The sequence below is a fragment of the Pontibacter brevis genome (assembly GCF_054779655.1).
The window spans coordinates 25,189-42,335 of sequence record NZ_BAAGXV010000033.1 but is presented as its reverse complement, the minus strand read 5'-3'; the positions used below and the strand labels follow the sequence as shown (position 1 = coordinate 42,335).

Here is a 17,147-nt window from a genome sequence, read left to right as displayed (position 1 = left end):
GATATGTCTGTATTAGTATTTGTAGAAGGTCTTAACGGCGAGATCAAAAAGTCCTCTCTGGAGGCTGCATCCTATGGTAGCCAGGTAGCACAGCAACTGGGTACCACTGCCACTGCCGTTGCCATTGGCGATGTAAAGGAAGATGCCCTCAGCCGCTTGGGCGAGCAGGGAATAGAAAGAGTATTGTACGACGGAGACGAGCGCCTGAACCAGTTTGTGGCCGATGCTTATGTAAAGGTTATCGCCAGGGCAGTAGAGCAGGAAAATGCCAGCGTGCTGGTGTTCTCTAACTCCAACATTGGAGCTGCTGTAGGTGCCCGCCTGGCGGTGCGCCTGAATGGCTCCCTGGCCACAAATGTAACCAACCTGCCGAAGATTGAAGGCGACAGCTTTACCGTTACACGCGGTGTGTTCTCTGGAAAAGCTTTCGCCGATGTGGCTTTAACCGGCGATCTTAAAATAGTTGCCATCAAAAAGAACTCCATCGAAATAACTTCCGGTGGCGGCTCTGCTACGGTAGAAAATTTTTCAGCTGATTTAACAGACGCTGATTTCTCTGTTGCTGCCAAGGAGACTGTCATGCAGGATACTGGCGGTGGCATCCTGCTGCCAGAAGCGGAACTGGTGGTTTCAGGAGGCCGCGGCATGAAAGGGCCTGAGAACTGGCACCTTATAGAGGACTTGGCAAAAGAACTTGGCGCCGCCACTGCCTGCTCCAAGCCTGTTTCAGACATGGACTGGAGGCCGCATCATGAGCACGTTGGCCAGACAGGTATTACCATCAGCCCTAACCTTTATATTGCCGTTGGTATATCCGGCGCCATACAACACCTTGCGGGGGTTAACTCTTCTAAAGTAATTGTCGTTATTAATAAGGATCCTGAAGCACCCTTCTTTAAAGCCGCAGATTACGGCATTGTAGGAGATGCGTTTGAGGTAGTTCCGAAATTAATTGAAGCCGCGAAGGCTTTAGACAAATAGAATAGAAGAAACTGTGGAGAAAATTCAGTTAGAGATACTTGGTCTCTCATCAAGCCAGTCACAGACAGGCTCATTTGCACTTGTACTTGGGGAAAGAGAGGGAAACCGGAGGTTGCCGATCATCATCGGTATGTTTGAGGCGCAGTCTATCGCTATCCAGATAGAGAAGATAAACCCGAACCGCCCGCTTACCCATGACCTTTTTAAAACCTTTGCCGAGCAGATGGACGTCACCATCACAGAGATTCTTATCTCTGATTTGAAGGAGGGAGTATTTTATTCCAAAATCATGTGCACGGATGGTACAAAAGAGTTTGAACTTGACTCACGCCCTTCAGATGCTATTGCTATCGGCCTGCGCTTTGGCGTTCCGATTTACACCGTAGAAAGTGTGCTGTCGGAGGCGGGTATTATTCTGAGTGACCTGGAAGAGGACGAAGATGAAAACGAAGAGATGACAATTAAAAGCACGTCCGCCTCTACTTCATCCGGTTCTAAAGAGCCGCTCAATCAAACTTCTGTGGATGAGTTGAATAAGATGTTGAATGAGGCCCTGGAAAAGGAGGATTACGAACGTGCCGCCAAAATCAGGGATGAGCTGAACAAGCGCAACTGATAGACACCTGAAATGAATATACAGGAGTCCTGTGCCGGCATGGCACAGGACTTTTTGTTTTAATAAGATATAAGGGTTACTTTTGGCAAATTTTAGCCAAAGCATGTACGATATTTTTAGAGGAGTTATCGGTTTATTACTCTTACTGTCCATTGCATTCCTGTTCTCAAAAAACAAAAAGCGCATCGATTGGAAGCTGGTTGGCGTCGGTGTTTTCCTTCAGGTTTTATTTGGAGTACTGGTAACCCAGGTGCCATTAGTGGCTGATGGCTTTGCCGTTGTCAGCCGTGGCTTTGTTACTTTTCTTGATTTTTCGCAGGCTGGTGCCGAGTTCCTGTTCGGTAACCTGGTGAACCCTGCCAATAATAATGGCTTAGGCTATATCTTCGCTTTCAACGTTCTGCCAACTATCATCTTTTTCTCTACTATTTCCTCTGGCTTGTATTACCTGGGCATTCTGCAGAAGATAGTTTGGGGTATTGCCTGGATCATGTCTAAAGGCATGCGCCTTTCCGGGGCCGAGAGCTTGTCTGCTGCAGGTAACATCTTTCTGGGCCAGACAGAGGCTCCCTTACTGGTTCGTCCTTTCATCTCGACGATGACGCGCTCTGAGCTGATGTGCCTGATGACAGGCGGTATGGCAACCCTTGCAGGAGGTGTGCTGGCAGCTTATGTAGCGTTTCTCGGCGGTGACGATCCAGCTCAGAAAGCTATTTTTGCGGCCCACCTGCTCACGGCTTCCATCATGAATGCGCCGGCTGGAATCGTGCTGGCCAAGATTCTCGTGCCCGAAACTGAACCCGAAAAAATTACTACGAAACTGAGTGTAAACGAAGAGCAGCTAGGCGTAAACCTGATAGACGCCCTTTCCCGTGGTGCTGCTGACGGTTTAAGGCTTGCTGCCAATGTGGGCGGTATGCTGCTGGCTTTTATTGCTGTTATCGCGCTGGTAAATTACCTTCTTACGGACGTGATAGGGGTGTGGACAGGATTAAACGAATGGGTGGTGGCAAGCACCAACGGGAGTTTCCAGGGCTTCTCCCTGCAGTACATACTAGGTCAGATTTTCAGGATATTTGCCTTTATCATGGGGGTGCCGTGGGGTGATACTTTACAGGTTGGAAGCTTGCTTGGCCAAAAAACAGCTATTAATGAATTTGTGGCTTACCTTGACCTGGCCGAGATGAAGGCAGCCGGTACTTTATCGGCGAAGTCTATCGTCATGTCGACCTACGCTTTGTGCGGTTTCTCCAACTTCAGTTCAATTGCCATACAAATTGGTGGTATCGGAAGTATGGCCCCTGGCCAGCAGGGTAACCTTTCTAAACTCGGCTTTATCGCCTTGTTGGGTGCCTCGCTAGCCTGTATGATGACAGCCACCATCTCCGGTATGCTCTTCAGTATTTAAAAAAACAGAATGTCAAAAAAAAGGCTCCCGCTGCTGCAGTGGGAGCCTTTTTTTTGTAGTGTAAGAGACCTATGTTATTTTTTGTGGCAGGAGCATTCTTGCTGCTCCCTAGCTGCGGCTACTCTGGTCTTCTTCTTCTATCTTTTTAGCATCGCGCATCAGGCGGTTAGAGAAGATAAACTCATTCAGCTCCTTCACATCGGTATCCAAAATATGATCGCGGGTACCCTCCCAAAGTTTTTTGCCTTTATACAGGAAGAAGATTTTGTCACCGATCTCAATTACTGAATTCATGTCATGCGTCACGATGATGGTGGTGATGCCGTACTCCTCCGTAATCTCCTTAATCAGTTCATCAATCTTCAGAGCCGTTAAAGGATCAAGGCCGGAGTTAGGCTCATCGCAGAAGAGATAGGTGCAATGGGGGGCAATGGCACGTGCTATGCCCACTCGTTTTTTCATACCCCCACTTATCTCTGACGGCATTTTCTTGTTGGCTCCTTCCAAGCCAACGCGCTTCAGAACTGTGTTGACGCGGTCCATGCGTTCACTTTTAGACATGTCGCCCAGTATTTTCAGCGGGAACTCTATGTTTTTCTCCACATTCATGGAGTCGAAGAGGGCAGAGCCCTGAAAGAGCATGCCTATCTTCCGGCGTATTTCCTGCCTGATGTCCAGTTTATTGTTGGTGAAGTAAGTGCCGTCGAAGGTCACGCTGCCAATATCTGGCTTTACCAGCCCCACAATGCATTTCATCAGTACACTTTTACCTGTACCGCTTGCGCCTAAAAGCAGGTTGGTTTTACCAGTCTCAAAGACTGCGCTGATACCATCCAGTACTTTTACACCATTGAAAGACTTATGTATGTTATGTACTTCAATCATGATTAAAAGCTTTTTAATGCGCTGCTCTTGACCTAAAGCAGCAGGTTTGCCAGAATGAAATCGGCTATCAAAATGGCGATTACGCTGTTTGTAACGGCCCCTGTGCTTGCCTGGCCCACTTCTAATGCCCCTCCCGATGTATAGTATCCTTTAAAAGAGGAAATAGAGGAGATGAGAAAAGCAAACACAACAGATTTTATCAGGGCAAAGAGAATGTTGTAAGGAATAAATTCACTTCTGATCCCTGCCACATATTCCTGTGAAGAGATTTCACCTGTCAGCACGCCGGCAACAAAACCTCCCGCGATGGATAAAAACATGGCTAAAATTACCAGCATCGGGAAAACCAGTACGGCAGCAATCACTTTAGGCAGCACCAGGTAAGATGTAGAGTTTATTCCCATTACCTCAAGGGCATCCACCTGTTCTGTAATCTGCATTGTACCCAGTCCACCAGCTATACTGGAACCTACCTTCCCGGCCAGTACAATAGAAGTAATGGTAGGAGCCAGCTCGAGGAGTGTCATTTCCCGTACCATAAAACCTATAGTGGAACGCGGTATAAAGGCGTTATCCAGGTTATAAGAGATCTGAACACTGGTTACAGCCCCGATAAAGGTAGATACAATGGCTACGATAAAAATTGAGTTGATGCCAATCAGGATAGCTTCATCCATTGTTCTGTTGAACAGAATGCGGGGAGACTCTCCCCTTGAGACGAGGCTTATCATAAAGAGTACATACTTTCCGAAGTGTTGCAGCATAAAGGGTTTAGAAGCTGGTTAAATCATGCTATTCCAGATGATCGTAAACAAAAATACTGTTAAATACCTATATTACGTATAATATTGCAAAACATACTAAAACGATACATATCTATGCAACAATACATTTTGGTGACAGGAGGTACAAAAGGAATTGGCAGAGCTGTAATAGAACAGTTTGCCAAAGAAGGCTTTCATATCATCACCTGTTCCCGAAACGAAAAGGACCTGCAAAAGTTGAAGCTGGATATAGAACAGAATTATACTTTTTCAAAAGTCTTGTATCAGGAGGCTGACCTCAGCGATACAAAATCATTGCAGGCTTTTCTGGACTATGTAAAGCAGCTGAATGTGAAGTTGGATGTGCTGGTGAACAACAGTGGCCTTTTCATACCTGGAAAAATAACGGAGGAAGATGACGAAGCGCTGCCATACATGATACAGACAAACCTGTACAGTGCTTACTATATCACCAGGGGAGTTGTACCTGAAATGATAAAGCGCCGCTCAGGTCATATCTTTAACCTTTGCTCTACAGCCAGTATTACCCCTTATATCAACGGAGGCTCTTACTGTATATCAAAGTTCGCCATGTATGGCATGACAAAAGTGCTACGGGAGGAACTTAAAGAGCATAACGTTCGGGTAACAGCTATTCTTCCGGGTGCTACACTCACGGCCAGCTGGGAAGGGGTGGACCTGCCACCAGAACGATTTATCAAGCCAGAAGATGTGGCCATGGCCATATTCAACGCCTATGCCTTATCTGAAAATAGTGTAGTAGAAGAATTGCTGATAAGGCCGCAGCTGGGTGATTTGTGACAGGAGGTGAATACCTTCACTGTCTGTACACGATGCTGCCATAGCAGTTCAGGTAGAAGGGGTGCTGCATAGGTGAGGTTTCTTATGTAGTACTTAAAAAGTCAATGCTGTGCTCGTGCGCCTGGACTTACTATACAGGCTCTGAGATTACCTGAATGATACTTTGACCATTTTTGTCTTTTAAAACTGATAATCAAGTTACTGTATGCAGAGGAAGCCCCGTGTAAAGATATGTTGCATCAGCAGTGTGCAGGAGGCGAAGTTGGCTATTTCTGCCGGAGCGGATGCATTGGGCCTGGTAGGCAACATGCCCAGCGGTCCTGGTATTATCAGTGATGCCAGGACAAGGGAAATTGCGCGTGTTGTGCCTCCGCCAGTGGCAACTTTCCTTCTGACCAGCCATACAGATGGCGACAGCATTCTACAGCACCATCAGCGTGCCCAGACGAACACCATACAGTTTGTGGATGCCTTGCCCACAGAAGTTTATTTGCAGCTAAGGGAGGCGCTGCCGTACATTAAGCTGGTGCAGGTAGTGCACGTGCAGGGTGAGAAGTCGGTAGATGAAGCCCAGCGGGTGGCGGAGTATGTTGATGCGATACTTTTAGATTCTGGCAATCCGAACCTGGAAGTGAAGGAATTAGGAGGCACGGGCCGTATTCATGACTGGGTTATCAGCCGAAGAATTTGTGAAAGCGTACCTAAACCCGTTATCCTGGCTGGCGGCCTGAATGCGGCGAACGCGAGGGAGGCAATAGAGGTGGTGCAGCCTTTCGGCATAGACCTGTGCAGCGGTGTCCGGACAAACAGCCAGTTAGACCCTTACAAGCTGGAAAAGTTCTTTCAGGCTGTAGAGAAAGCCTAATTCCAATACGAATAAACAGACAAACTGAAAGAGAAGAAGCTTTATGGCTTTGTTCTCTTATTCACACAACTCAATAGACTATGAAATTAGAAGGAAAGATTGCTGTAGTAACCGGTGTAAGCCACGGGATAGGCCTTGCAACAGTAAAAGCGCTGCTCAAAAAGGACATGCAAGTAGCAGGGTGGGGCCGGACAGCGCCGGAACTGGAACATTCAAACTTTCATTTTTTTGAATGCGATGTGCGTTTCCCGGAATCCGTGCACCAGGCGTTTGACAAAACCATTGCAAAGCTGGGTACGCACGTAGCCGTTCTGGTAAACAATGCCGGCCTTGGGATTCCGGCCAACCTCGAAGATCAGCAGGTAGAAGACTGGCGCACCATGTTCGATACCAATGTGCATGGTCTTTTTTACTGCACTCGTCTTGTGCTGCCGGGCATGAAGGAGCTGGAGGAAGGGCATATCATCAACATTTCTTCCATAGCGGGTACCACAGGAGTGCCGGGTATGACAGGCTATGCGGCTACCAAACATGCAGTAAAAGGCATTTCCCATTCGCTCTACATGGAAGTGCGCGACTATGGTATTAAAGTGACATGTATCTACCCCGGGTCCACCGAAACGAACTTCTTTGATAACATGCAGAACTCTCCTGCAAGCCCGAATATGATGCGGCCTGAAGACATTGCCTCCACCATTCTGCACGCTTTAGAGTCTCACCCCAATTACCATCACGTGGACATAGAAGTAAGGCCGCTGATGCCAAAAGGTAAACGGCAGAAATAAGTATAGTGTGGCCCGGCTTTTGTAGATTTGCAGATTAGGATACAGCAGACGTTAGTATCTGCAGGCTTAGTAGCTGCTCAAGCTTCACCATTTCCTGTTGCACCTGCCGCTGTCCTTTATCCCTAAAGTACAATAGCAGTAAGGGAAAGGCGTTCAAGGAGTATGTCAAAAACAAACTGTATGCTGGTTCCTGTAAAGTATAAATCAAACATAATTAGCCTACTATACATTGTCTGTTGAAGTAAAGAACCTTTTTAAAATTTACGGTGCGCAGCATGCTGTGGATGATATTTCCTTTACAGTAGAGCAGGGGCAAATCCTGGGTTTCCTAGGGCCGAACGGGGCAGGGAAGTCCACCACGATGAAGATTGCCACCTGTTACCTGCCACCCAGCGCGGGTACCATTCTGGTGAATGGCCACGATGTGGTGCAGGACCCGATGGCGGTGCGCCGCATTGTGGGGTACCTGCCCGAGCACAACCCGCTTTACCTGGACATGTACGTGCACGAATACCTTGCTTTCGTGGCTTCTGTTTATGGGTTGCGCGGCAGGCAGGCGAAAGCACGGGTGCAGGAAATGGTAGAGTTGTGTGGCCTGGTGTTAGAGCAGGGCAAGAAAATTGGCGCACTCTCCAAGGGGTACCGTCAGCGGGTGGGGCTGGCACAGGCACTGGTGCACGACCCGCAGGTGCTCATTCTGGATGAGCCTACCACAGGCCTCGACCCCAACCAGATTGTAGAAATCCGCTCGCTCATCAAACGCATCGGACAGAACAAAACCGTTATATTCTCGACGCACATTATGCAGGAAGTAGCCGCTATCTGTGACCGTGTCGTGATCATTAACCGGGGCAAGCTGGTAGCCGACAGTGATGTGGAGAGCCTGCAGGCAGACCAAATCAGGGAGAAGGTGACATTGGTGGAGTTTGAGCAACCGGTAGAGGTGGAGGTGCTCCAAACTATACCAGGTGTGCTGCGCGTGGTGCCTGCTCAGGGGCATACTTATCGGGTTACCTCACGCACTGATGCAGACATCAGGGCAAGTGTTTTCCGTATAGCTGCAGAGCGAAACTGGCCGCTTGTCGGGTTACGGCAGGAAGAAAACTCCCTTGAAAAGATATTCCAACAACTCACAAAGTAAAGATGGTTTAGAAGTGCTGCAGCATGCAGGAGCGGGAGATGGTTTCTGTGACTGGACTTTCATGATGCAGCATACATAATGAACAATACATGCTCTCCATACTTAAAAAAGAATTTAACGGCTTTCTGAATTCCCTCATCGCCTACATTGTCATCACGGTTTTCCTGGTGGCCATCGGTATGTTTATGTGGGTGTTCCCGGAAAGCAGCGTGCTGGAATACGGCTTTGCCGATTTACAGACACTCTTCAACATGGCTCCCTGGCTGTTCCTGTTCCTGATTCCGGCCATCACGATGCGTACTTTCGCTGAGGAAAAACGTGAAGGAACAATTGAGTTGCTGCTAACTAAGCCACTGACGGACTTAGAGCTTATATTGGGCAAGTACTTTGCTGCTTTGCTGCTGGCTTTATTTGCGCTCGTTCCTACTCTGCTGTACTACTACTCAGTATATGAGTTAGGCAACCCACAGGGTAACTTAGATTCTGCAGCAGTGGTAGGTTCTTATTTGGGCCTGATATTCCTGGCTGGTGTTTTTGCTGCCATTGGTGTGTTTGCCTCCTCTGTTTCAGACAACCAGATTATCTCTTTCGTGATTGCTGTGTTTCTGTGCTACATCATCTACACCGGTTTTGACTTAATTGCCTCTATTCCGGTATGGGGTAGCTACAGCTACCTGATCAGCCAGTTAGGGATTTCTTATCACTACAGTTCCATTAGCAAAGGCCTTGTTGATTCACGCGACGTGCTTTATTTCCTGAGCGTCATCACTATTATGGTTTTGGCTACTAAACTTGTCTTAAGGAGCAGAAAATGGTAACAACGCAGAATAAGAGCAGGCGTGGCAGCGATATCCTGAAGTTCATAGCCTGGATAGCTGGTATCGTTCTTCTGAACGTATTGGCTGCTAATTTTTTCTTTCGCCTGGACCTGACAGAGGACAAGCGCTATACCATCGCCCCGGTTACAAAGCAGATGCTGGGAAGCCTGCAGGACGAAGTGGTAGTGGATGTGTACCTGGAAGGGGATTTTCCGGCCGGGTTCAAAAGGCTGCAACAGTCGGTGCGTGAAACGCTGGATGAGTTCCGTATCTACTCCGGCGGTAATTTGCGCTATAACTTCATCGACCCGAATGAAATCACGGATGAGAAGCAGCGCACAGAGTTCATAACTAACCTGGCTCAGAAAGGAATCACCCCAACCAACTTAAGAGCTACTGAAGAGGGCAAGCAGGTAGAGCGACTGGTGTTTCCGGGGGCAATTGTGCGGTACAAAGGCAAGGAAACAGCCGTAAACCTGCTGCGCGGAAATCTGGCAGCCTCGCCGGATGAGCGCCTGAACCAATCTGTAGAAGGGGTGGAGTACGAGCTGGCGAATGCTGTTCGTAAAGTGGCCTTCCAGGGCAACAAGGTGATTGGCTACATTACCGGGCAGGGAGAACTGGAGATGCAGCAGGTAACTGACCTGTTGGGTTCTTTGCAGGAGTACTACCGGGTAGCGCGGGGTGAACTAGGCGAAATTCCAACATTACAGGGGCTTGACCTGATCATTGTGGCGAAGCCGACTTCCCAGTTTACAGAGGCGGACAAGTACAAGATTGACCAGTTCATCATGAGGGGTGGAAAGGCTGTGTTCTTTGTAGATGCTTTAAATGCAAACATGGACAGCGTGGGCGCTGGAGGTATGTTTGCCGTACCGTACAACCTCAACCTGGAAGACTTGCTGTTCCGCTACGGTGTACGCCTGAACCCGACTATGGTCATGGACCTCAACTCCGGCTTTATCCCCATGGTAACAGGCTATGCCGGTGATCGGCCGCAAACGGAGATGATTAACTGGCGCTTTTACCCATTGCTGAATAACTTCAGCCAGCACCCTATAACGCGTAACCTGGATGCGGTTTATACCAAATTCGTGGGCACCATAGATACTGTAAGAGCCGAAGGAATCACAAAAACGCCGCTGGTCTATACTTCCCCTTATTCAAGGATTCTGGAGCCGCCTGTACCCATTACTCTAGAAGAGGCGCGTATGGAGGTGAACCCGGAGCTGTTCCAGGCAGGGCCACAGCCTGTAGGCTATTTGCTGGAGGGTGCCTTTACGTCCCTGTTCCGGAACCGCCGTGCGCCGGCCGGGGTGCCGGACACCAAAGTGCAGGAGCAGGGAGTGCCGACGAAGATTGCTGTTTTCTCTGATGGTGACCTGGTGCGGAACGAAGTTAACCCGCGTACAGGGCAGGCCTACGAACTAGGTTTCGATCGCTATAATAACATTACGTTTGCCAACAAAGACTTAGCCATGAACACCATACATTACCTGCTTGATGCAGAGGGCTTGATCAATGTACGAAGCAAGGAAATTGTACTCCGGCCCTTAGACAAGCTGCGGGTGCGTGAAGAGAAAACTTACTGGCAGTTGCTGAACCTGGTAGCCCCTATTGTGCTGCTGGGCGTATTTGGCTTAAGCCGCTATTACCTGCGGAAGCGCAAATATGAGCGCTTCTAAATTTTATCCCTCTCTTATACAGCGAGGCACGAAAAAGGAGTGGCGAAAGGCGTAGGAGAAATGCGAAATATTTATAACTTTGTCCGAATAACATTATAGGTAGAATAATGAAATTTATCGTCTCTTCATCTGCGCTTCTGAAGCAGTTATCCAGCATAAACGGAGTGGTTACGAACAACCCTGTCGTGCCAATCCTAGAGAACTTCCTGTTCGAGATCAACAACAGCACCCTTACCATCACTGCCAGTGACCTGGAGACATCCATGATCACGGAACTGGCGGTAGAGGCAAAGGAAAATGGCCGTATCGCTGCTCCTGCTAAGATCCTGCTGGAAACACTGAAGAACCTGCCAGACCAGCCGGTTACGTTCACTATTGATGAGGAGACCTATACCATTGAAATCAGCTCTTCTAACGGCCGTTACAAACTGTCTGGCGAGAACGCAACGGATTTCCCGCGCGTGCCAGTGGTGCAGGGGGCAAATGCCATTGACATACCATCCAATGTGCTGTCAAGAGCCATCAACAAAACCATCTTCGCAGTAAGCAACGATGAGCTTCGCCCGGCCATGACGGGTATCTTTGTGCAGTTGCGTTTCGACAGCGTGACCTTTGTAGCGACAGACGGGCACCGCCTGCTGCGCTACCGACGTACGGATGTGGCAACAAGCCAGGAAGCCTCTCTGATTATCCCGCGTAAGGCTTTCACGCTGCTGAAGTCTACGCTGCCTTCTGAGGCGACAGCTGTTCGCATGGAGTTCAACCAGTCCAACGCTTTCTTCAGCTTTGACAACATCCGCATGATTTGCCGCCTGATTGATGAGCGCTATCCGGATTATGAAAACGTAATACCTGTTCAGAACCCGAACAAGCTGGTAATTGACAGACAGGACTTGCTGAGCTCCGTAAAGCGTATTTCTATCTATTCCAACAAAACAACGCACCAGATTCGCCTGCGATTAAGCGGCTCTGAACTGCATGTTTCTGCCGAGGACCTTGACTTCTCTAACGAAGCGAATGAGCGCCTGGCCTGCCAGTACGAAGGGGAGGACATGGAAATTGGCTTTAATGCTAAGTTCCTGATGGAGATGCTGAACAACCTGGATTCAGATGAAATTACTTTTGAGTTATCTACGCCAAATCGTGCCGGTTTGCTGATGCCAATTGTAAACGAAGACAATGAAAACGTGCTGATGCTCGTAATGCCTGTTATGCTGAACAATTACGTTTAAAGAAGTTTAAAATAAGCTAAGACATTCAAAAAACAAGAAAGGCGAGCTGAACAGCTCGCCTTTCTTGTTTTTTGAATAGCATACACCTTTTCTTCAAGTCACAGCAATTGGTTCTTCGTCTAATGATGTAATGCACTTGTTGCTCCGGGAGACTCAGAAGTAAGGGAGTAAACGGGTTGCCCCGCAGGTAGTTTCCGTGGCTAAAATTCTTTTATTTGGTTGTTTATTACCGCTTTCTGCGCAATTGGATGTACACCGGGAAATGATCACTGTAGCCACCTAAGTAGAGGGTGCCGGAATACGTGCGACTTGGCGTGCCTCTGTACTTGCCGAAAAGGAACATGCTATGGTTAGGAGCATGTATCCCAGCAGAACCCCGCACATATTGCAGGCCTGCTTCCTCGTTCAGCAGTGACTTTGATACCAGTATCTGGTCCAGCATCTTGAAATCTCCTTCGTTCGCGTAGCTTCCTGCGCCGTTTACAAAAGTCAGGTAATGCGTGTTAAAGAGTTCTTCTTTATATGACGGGTCAGGTCTTCCTGTTGCCTGCAGCACCTCCTTCATCACGGCAGCATCCGGCTCTGCATCAAAGTCTCCCAGTACAATAATCTTAGCATTAGGATCAGCTTCCAGCTGCTGGTCTATATGCTGACGGAGGGTTTTGGCTGCGGTTCGCAGCCGGCTATCATCCTGCCTTCCTGCCCTCGTCCGGGTGCGGGGTGGCCAGTGAGTGACGTATATTGTGACCAGCTCGCCACGGAGTTCCCCTTTTACCTGCAGGATGTCACGGGAGGTATAGTTCCCGCCCCCAAAGGCAATGGGAATAGCCTGCGTATAAGTGGGTTTAAAGTGCTTTGGCTGGTAAATGAGTGCTACATCCAATCCTTGTTCGTCTGGCATATCATAATGAATGACATTATAGTCATACTTTCTAAGTGGGGGAGTATTTACAAGTTCTTCTACTACCTGCTTCGTCTCCACTTCCCCAAGACCCACGATTGCCGGGCCTCCTTTGCCCCCGATACCGGAAATAACAGAGGCCAGGTTCCGAAGCTTCGTTTCATAACGCTCCTGCGTCCACCCTCTGTCACCGGTAGGTGTAAAGGCATCATCTGCGGTTTTCGGGTCGTTCTTCGTGTCAAACAATTTTTCTGTGTTATAAAACCCAATGGTATGAAGAAGGCCTCGCTGAGAGGTTGTAGGTGATCGGGAACACCCGAAAAGGAGGATTAGGGTAAAAAAGAGGGAGAGAGTTTTAATTCCGTGGTGCATCGTGTAACTTTGTGCTCATATATCTGAATAAGAATATTACGAGATACACACACTATAAAGTTTAAAAATTGACCAAATGAAGAAATCTGAAATATATTTTAGCATTGCCTTAGATGATAACCGCGTACCCGAAGCTATCAGCTGGCGTGCAACAGATGCCGGTGACAGAATTCACTTTGCTAAAGCCATCAACATCTCGCTTTGGGACAGAGACGAGGCAGGTACCATGAAAATTGATTTGTGGACAAAGGACATGCCGGTGGATGAGATGAAGTACTTCTATATTGATACCATGGGTGCTATGGCCCAAAGTATTGCCACTGCAACCAGCGACCAGGTGATGGCTCAAAAGATTCGGACTCTCTGCGAAGAGTTGATGACACATGTAGAGCAGGACAGACAGCAGAATGACAAGCAGTAAATACTAAAACAGTAAGGCCGCCCCGAAACCGGGACGGCCTTACTGTTTTAGTGAATAACTATATTTTAGTCTGCACCTGCACTTGTTCTGGCACCGGTAGTGGCTGTTGCATCTTCGGTGCTTTCTTCCTGATTAGCATTGGCCGCAAACTCTTTGTCCATGGCCGTATATTCTTTACGATGGCCAAAGTAGTCGTTGTACTGCACGGTGCTTAACACGTTTTCAAGAAAGCGATCCCGCTCCGCATATACCTTCTGGCTTAGTGCGTCAATTTTTGCCTGGTCGCCGGCATGCTGTTCTTCAATAGCTGTTATCTGCTCCGCAACCTTTAAATTTATTTCTCTTATTTTACCTGACTGGTAGTTGTTCAGCTGTAACCCACGAATCATCTGATCAGACAGATGTTTCGCCCTTGAACTTGCCAAGGTTTTAGACGACTTATCGCCGGGTGCTTTTGGTGCCATTTTGGTTCCGGCGGCATTCGTCGCTAGAGTTGAACCAAACATCATACAAGCCATTACCAATATCTTTTTCATTGTTAAGTCCTTCCTTTAGATTGTTTAGTAGTCGTCTTTTTTCTTATACGTACAATAGCCGGGTTTTGATAGGGCAGTGGTGTCACAGTGAAGGTGACAGCGATAGCTGCACGCCTGATAATGACATACCAGGCCTATATAAACAGCAAAGCCACTCCATACCCGGAGTGGCATTGCTGTTTTATTTGAGTTGAAAACTAAAGATTAGCCTTGCATGGATATTAATTAACACTTACTGTTCTTGCAGAGCCTGCACTAGCCTCTGAGGATACACCATTACCACCACGTGTTCTGTAGGCAGCATCACTCATAAACTGCCTGTCTAGCGCCACCAGGCTCTTACGGTCACCGAAATACTCTTTGTACTGCACGGTGCTTAGTACGTTTTCTAACTTCTGGTCTCGCTCGGCGCATACATGGTTGCAAAGCTCGTTTATCTTCTCCTGGTTACCGGCATACTGCTTCTCAATGGTTAACATCTGCTTGGCTACATCCAGGTTAATTTCATTTACTTTCCGTGACTGGTAGTTATTCAGGCCAAGGTCTCGGATCATCTCATTGGAAAGGTTTGTTGCTCTCTCCTGGGCAGATACTCCGGGTGTCTCCTGTGCTGAAGCCGCAAACGCTCCACTGAATACCATGCAAGTCATTATCATTAGTTTCTTCATCATGTTTCCTTTCTATAGTTTTAAGTTTGTGCTGTCTGGTTAGGTATACAACGATGGTCCTTTCTGAATAATTCCGGACGGTGCTGTATCACTGTAACGCCTAATATAGTGCAGACATTATGCCAAAAAAGCCGATTTTAGCTAAAAAACCGGCTTTTTTGGCAAGTACATGAAATATTTTTAGAACTCATTTTTCCACATCATCGACTCCACTGGCTTCATGGTGCGGTGGTTGTATTTCGCGTTTTGCTTGGTGTTATAGTAATTTTCGATGCCACCTTTTACCTCAAAATAAATGAGCTGCCCGATGGGCATTCCATAGTACACCCGCACAGGATGCGAAACAGATATTTCAAGTGTCCAGGTGTTGCAGAAGCCAACGTCTCCTTTTCCTGCCGTGGCATGTATGTCTATACCTAGTCGCCCAACACTTGATTTACCTTCCAGGAATGGCACATGCGCATGTGTTTCTGTGTACTCCAGTGTAACCCCCAGGTACAGCGTGCCCGGCCTCAGCACATAACCTTCTTCCGGGATATCGAACACGTCAATCTCATTGTGTTTGCGGGCATCCAGCACCTCGTCTTTGTAAGTTGCCAGGTAACGCCCCAGGTGCACGTCGTAAGAATTTGTGCCCAGGCAGTCACGGTTAAATGGCTCCACGAGAATGGTGCCCTTTTCAATCTCTGATAAAATCTGCTTATCTGTTAAAATCATGGTGTGGCTAAAAAATAGTTTGTAAAATAAGCAAATAAGCTGCTATAAGACAAGGTTTATGGCTGATTGCTGCCTGGTCACGCCCAGGTGTGCCAGGAAGAAAGTGGCAGGGAGGAGCTGCAACCGTTTTTATTTTACAATTTGGCTCAATGAAAAGCAGCACCTGGATTGGGTGCTGCTTTTTGATGTTTCTAAAGTGATGTAAGCAAAGAGTTATGCCTGATGCGCTTCCTGTAGTGCCTCCAGGTTTGCCTGCAAATACTGTGCTACCAGGTCCTCTGTTACAGCTGTTGATACAAACAGCGCCTCGTACTGGGAAGGAGCGAGGTAAATCCCCCTTTGCAGCATGCTGTTGAAATACCTACCGAAGAGGGCTGTGTCTGATGTTTTTGCCGAATCAAAGTCTACTACTTTTTCCTGGGTAAAAAAGATGCTGAACATAGAGCCAATGCGGTTAATGGTATAGTACAGACCCAACTGCTGCATGTTTTGCTTCATACCAGCCACCATGTTGGCTGTTGTTTGCTCCAGTTGTATGTAGGTTTCAGGGTGCTCTTTCAGATAAGTTAACATGGCCATACCAGCTGACATGGCAATAGGGTTGCCGGATAGCGTACCCGCTTGGTACACAGGCCCCGCCGGAGCCACAAAGTCCATGATTTCTTTTTTCCCGCCATAAGCACCTACCGGCATACCGCCTCCTATAATTTTGCCCAAGGTAGTCATATCCGGAGTAACGCCATAAAGCTCCTGTGCACCTCCTGGGGCTAGCCTGAATCCGGTCATCACCTCATCAAAAATGAGTACGATGCCTTCTTTGTCGCACAGGTTGCGGAGGCCTTGCAGGAAGTCCAGCTGGGGAGTAACAAGGCCCATGTTACCTGCCACAGGTTCTAATATAATGGCAGCTAACTGGTTTTTGTTTGCCTCCACCAATATTCTCACGGCATCCAGGTTGTTATAGGGTGCGGTGAGCGTGTCGTTGGCTGTTCCTTTCGTAACACCGGGACTGTCCGGTACACCAAGCGTAATAGCCCCGCTGCCTGCAGATATCAGGAAGGAGTCCCCGTGGCCGTGATAGCAGCCTTCAAACTTAATAATTTTGTCGCGGCCGGTATAGCCACGCGCTACCCGAATGGCGGACATGGTTGCCTCAGTTCCGGAGTTCACCATACGCACTTTCTCTATGCTGGGCACCATGCTCACAATGAGTTCCGCAATCTCTATTTCTTTGCGTGTCGGAGCGCCAAAAGAAAGGGATTCTGGAATTGCTTTCTGTACAGCCTCATTTACCACTTCTGCAGCATGGCCCAGTATCATGGGGCCCCAGGAGTTTATCAGGTCCAGGAACCGATTGCCGTCTTCATCAAACAAATAAGGTCCTTTGGCAGATACCATAAACCGCGGGTTTCCACCAACTGCCCTGAAAGCCCTGACTGGGGAATTTACTCCGCCCGGGATGCTGTTTTGGGCGCGCTGGAAAAGCTCGTTACTTACTTGTGCTTGTATCATAAGTAATTTTGTGTCAAA

Annotated in this window: 18 protein-coding genes; 11 read left to right on the top strand and 7 right to left on the bottom strand. The window is 48.0% G+C overall.

Translation table 11 applies throughout. From position 1 onward, the window contains the following. Nucleotides 1-3 precede the first annotated feature (3 nt). The 3 genes from ACYVB1_RS11505 (at nt 4) to ACYVB1_RS11495 (ending at nt 3,005) form a co-directional block, all read left to right on the top strand. On the top strand, nt 4-981 hold the full coding sequence (locus ACYVB1_RS11505) for an electron transfer flavoprotein subunit alpha/FixB family protein (RefSeq protein WP_460923726.1): 978 nt from the start codon (nt 4-6) through the stop codon (nt 979-981). Between the two features lie 13 nt (nt 982-994). Further along, entirely contained in the window at nt 995-1,597 is a 603-nt protein-coding gene (locus ACYVB1_RS11500) for a bifunctional nuclease family protein (RefSeq protein WP_460923725.1), read from the top strand. A gap of 103 nt (nt 1,598-1,700) precedes the next feature. After that, nucleotides 1,701-3,005 (top strand): NupC/NupG family nucleoside CNT transporter, encoded by a 1,305-nt coding sequence (locus ACYVB1_RS11495; RefSeq protein WP_460923724.1) that lies wholly within the window; start codon nt 1,701-1,703, stop codon nt 3,003-3,005. Between the two features lie 108 nt (nt 3,006-3,113). On the opposite strand, the gene ACYVB1_RS11490 is transcribed toward ACYVB1_RS11495, so the two are convergent. After that, the gene (locus ACYVB1_RS11490; RefSeq protein ID WP_460923723.1) at nt 3,114-3,890 is read right to left on the bottom strand and encodes an ABC transporter ATP-binding protein; all 777 of its coding nucleotides are present in this window, start codon (nt 3,888-3,890) and stop codon (nt 3,114-3,116) included. 32 nt (nt 3,891-3,922) lie between these two features. Further along, on the bottom strand, nt 3,923-4,654 hold the full coding sequence (locus ACYVB1_RS11485; RefSeq protein WP_460923722.1) for an MlaE family ABC transporter permease: 732 nt from the start codon (nt 4,652-4,654) through the stop codon (nt 3,923-3,925). A gap of 114 nt (nt 4,655-4,768) precedes the next feature. Between ACYVB1_RS11485 and ACYVB1_RS11480 the strand changes: the two genes are divergently transcribed. The 7 genes from ACYVB1_RS11480 (at nt 4,769) to dnaN (ending at nt 12,002) form a co-directional block, all read left to right on the top strand. Next, nucleotides 4,769-5,476, top strand: coding sequence for an SDR family oxidoreductase (locus ACYVB1_RS11480; protein WP_460923721.1), 708 nt, complete (start codon nt 4,769-4,771; stop codon nt 5,474-5,476). Between the two features lie 205 nt (nt 5,477-5,681). Then, complete coding sequence (locus ACYVB1_RS11475) at nt 5,682-6,341, top strand: phosphoribosylanthranilate isomerase (RefSeq protein ID WP_460923720.1); 660 nt, start codon at nt 5,682-5,684, stop codon at nt 6,339-6,341. An 80-nt stretch (nt 6,342-6,421) separates the two neighbouring features. Further along, on the top strand, nt 6,422-7,126 hold the full coding sequence (locus tag ACYVB1_RS11470; protein ID WP_460923719.1) for an SDR family oxidoreductase: 705 nt from the start codon (nt 6,422-6,424) through the stop codon (nt 7,124-7,126). A gap of 229 nt (nt 7,127-7,355) precedes the next feature. Beyond that, nucleotides 7,356-8,267 carry a gliding motility-associated ABC transporter ATP-binding subunit GldA gene (gene gldA, locus ACYVB1_RS11465; protein ID WP_460923718.1) on the top strand — a complete coding sequence of 304 codons (912 nt, stop codon included), beginning with the start codon at nt 7,356-7,358 and terminating at the stop codon, nt 8,265-8,267. Nucleotides 8,268-8,356: 89 nt separating this feature from the next. Then, nucleotides 8,357-9,085: a gliding motility-associated ABC transporter permease subunit GldF gene (gene gldF / locus ACYVB1_RS11460; RefSeq protein ID WP_460923717.1), complete on the top strand. Its 729-nt coding sequence runs from the start codon at nt 8,357-8,359 to the stop codon at nt 9,083-9,085. After that, entirely contained in the window at nt 9,079-10,770 is a 1,692-nt protein-coding gene (gene gldG / locus ACYVB1_RS11455; protein WP_460923716.1) for a gliding motility-associated ABC transporter substrate-binding protein GldG, read from the top strand. The genes gldF and gldG overlap by 7 nt, the downstream gene beginning before the upstream one ends. Nucleotides 10,771-10,877: 107 nt before the next feature. Continuing rightward, nucleotides 10,878-12,002 carry a DNA polymerase III subunit beta gene (dnaN, locus tag ACYVB1_RS11450; protein ID WP_460923715.1) on the top strand — a complete coding sequence of 375 codons (1,125 nt, stop codon included), beginning with the start codon at nt 10,878-10,880 and terminating at the stop codon, nt 12,000-12,002. Between the two features lie 226 nt (nt 12,003-12,228). Here dnaN and ACYVB1_RS11445 read toward each other — a convergent pair whose 3' ends face one another. Further along, nucleotides 12,229-13,275, bottom strand: coding sequence for an endonuclease/exonuclease/phosphatase family protein (locus ACYVB1_RS11445; protein ID WP_460923714.1), 1,047 nt, complete (start codon nt 13,273-13,275; stop codon nt 12,229-12,231). Between the two features lie 76 nt (nt 13,276-13,351). Here ACYVB1_RS11445 and gldC point away from each other — a divergent pair, with 76 nt between their 5' ends. Beyond that, a complete protein-coding gene (gene gldC, locus ACYVB1_RS11440) occupies nt 13,352-13,696 on the top strand; it encodes a gliding motility protein GldC (protein ID WP_460923713.1) in 345 nt (114 codons plus the stop codon). A 65-nt stretch (nt 13,697-13,761) separates the two neighbouring features. On the opposite strand, the gene ACYVB1_RS11435 is transcribed toward gldC, so the two are convergent. The 4 genes from ACYVB1_RS11435 to hemL form a co-directional block, all read right to left on the bottom strand. After that, nucleotides 13,762-14,232: a hypothetical protein gene (locus tag ACYVB1_RS11435; RefSeq protein ID WP_460923712.1), complete on the bottom strand. Its 471-nt coding sequence runs from the start codon at nt 14,230-14,232 to the stop codon at nt 13,762-13,764. A 221-nt stretch (nt 14,233-14,453) separates the two neighbouring features. Next, nucleotides 14,454-14,903, bottom strand: a complete 450-nt coding sequence (locus ACYVB1_RS11430) for a hypothetical protein (protein ID WP_460923711.1) — start codon at nt 14,901-14,903, stop codon at nt 14,454-14,456. Between the two features lie 177 nt (nt 14,904-15,080). Next, entirely contained in the window at nt 15,081-15,617 is a 537-nt protein-coding gene (dcd, locus tag ACYVB1_RS11425) for a dCTP deaminase (RefSeq protein WP_460923710.1), read from the bottom strand. Nucleotides 15,618-15,830: 213 nt separating this feature from the next. Continuing rightward, on the bottom strand, nt 15,831-17,129 hold the full coding sequence (hemL, locus tag ACYVB1_RS11420; protein WP_460923709.1) for a glutamate-1-semialdehyde 2,1-aminomutase: 1,299 nt from the start codon (nt 17,127-17,129) through the stop codon (nt 15,831-15,833). Between the last annotated feature and the right edge of the window lie 18 nt (nt 17,130-17,147).

Excerpts from the sequence above, each read along its gene's own strand:
- ACYVB1_RS11505 (WP_460923726.1), top strand. The coding sequence starts at position 4 with ATGTCTGTATTAGTATTTGTAGAAGGTCTTAACGGCGAGATCAAAAAG.
- ACYVB1_RS11495 (WP_460923724.1), top strand. The coding sequence starts at position 1,701 with ATGTACGATATTTTTAGAGGAGTTATCGGTTTATTACTCTTACTGTCC.
- ACYVB1_RS11490 (WP_460923723.1), bottom strand. The coding sequence starts at position 3,890 with ATGATTGAAGTACATAACATACATAAGTCTTTCAATGGTGTAAAAGTA.
- ACYVB1_RS11485 (WP_460923722.1), bottom strand. The coding sequence starts at position 4,654 with ATGCTGCAACACTTCGGAAAGTATGTACTCTTTATGATAAGCCTCGTC.
- ACYVB1_RS11480 (WP_460923721.1), top strand. The coding sequence starts at position 4,769 with ATGCAACAATACATTTTGGTGACAGGAGGTACAAAAGGAATTGGCAGA.
- ACYVB1_RS11475 (WP_460923720.1), top strand. The coding sequence starts at position 5,682 with ATGCAGAGGAAGCCCCGTGTAAAGATATGTTGCATCAGCAGTGTGCAG.
- ACYVB1_RS11470 (WP_460923719.1), top strand. The coding sequence starts at position 6,422 with ATGAAATTAGAAGGAAAGATTGCTGTAGTAACCGGTGTAAGCCACGGG.
- gldF (WP_460923717.1), top strand. The coding sequence starts at position 8,357 with ATGCTCTCCATACTTAAAAAAGAATTTAACGGCTTTCTGAATTCCCTC.
- gldG (WP_460923716.1), top strand. The coding sequence starts at position 9,079 with ATGGTAACAACGCAGAATAAGAGCAGGCGTGGCAGCGATATCCTGAAG.
- dnaN (WP_460923715.1), top strand. The coding sequence starts at position 10,878 with ATGAAATTTATCGTCTCTTCATCTGCGCTTCTGAAGCAGTTATCCAGC.
- ACYVB1_RS11445 (WP_460923714.1), bottom strand. The coding sequence starts at position 13,275 with ATGCACCACGGAATTAAAACTCTCTCCCTCTTTTTTACCCTAATCCTC.
- gldC (WP_460923713.1), top strand. The coding sequence starts at position 13,352 with ATGAAGAAATCTGAAATATATTTTAGCATTGCCTTAGATGATAACCGC.
- ACYVB1_RS11435 (WP_460923712.1), bottom strand. The coding sequence starts at position 14,232 with ATGAAAAAGATATTGGTAATGGCTTGTATGATGTTTGGTTCAACTCTA.
- ACYVB1_RS11430 (WP_460923711.1), bottom strand. The coding sequence starts at position 14,903 with ATGATGAAGAAACTAATGATAATGACTTGCATGGTATTCAGTGGAGCG.
- dcd (WP_460923710.1), bottom strand. The coding sequence starts at position 15,617 with ATGATTTTAACAGATAAGCAGATTTTATCAGAGATTGAAAAGGGCACC.
- hemL (WP_460923709.1), bottom strand. The coding sequence starts at position 17,129 with ATGATACAAGCACAAGTAAGTAACGAGCTTTTCCAGCGCGCCCAAAAC.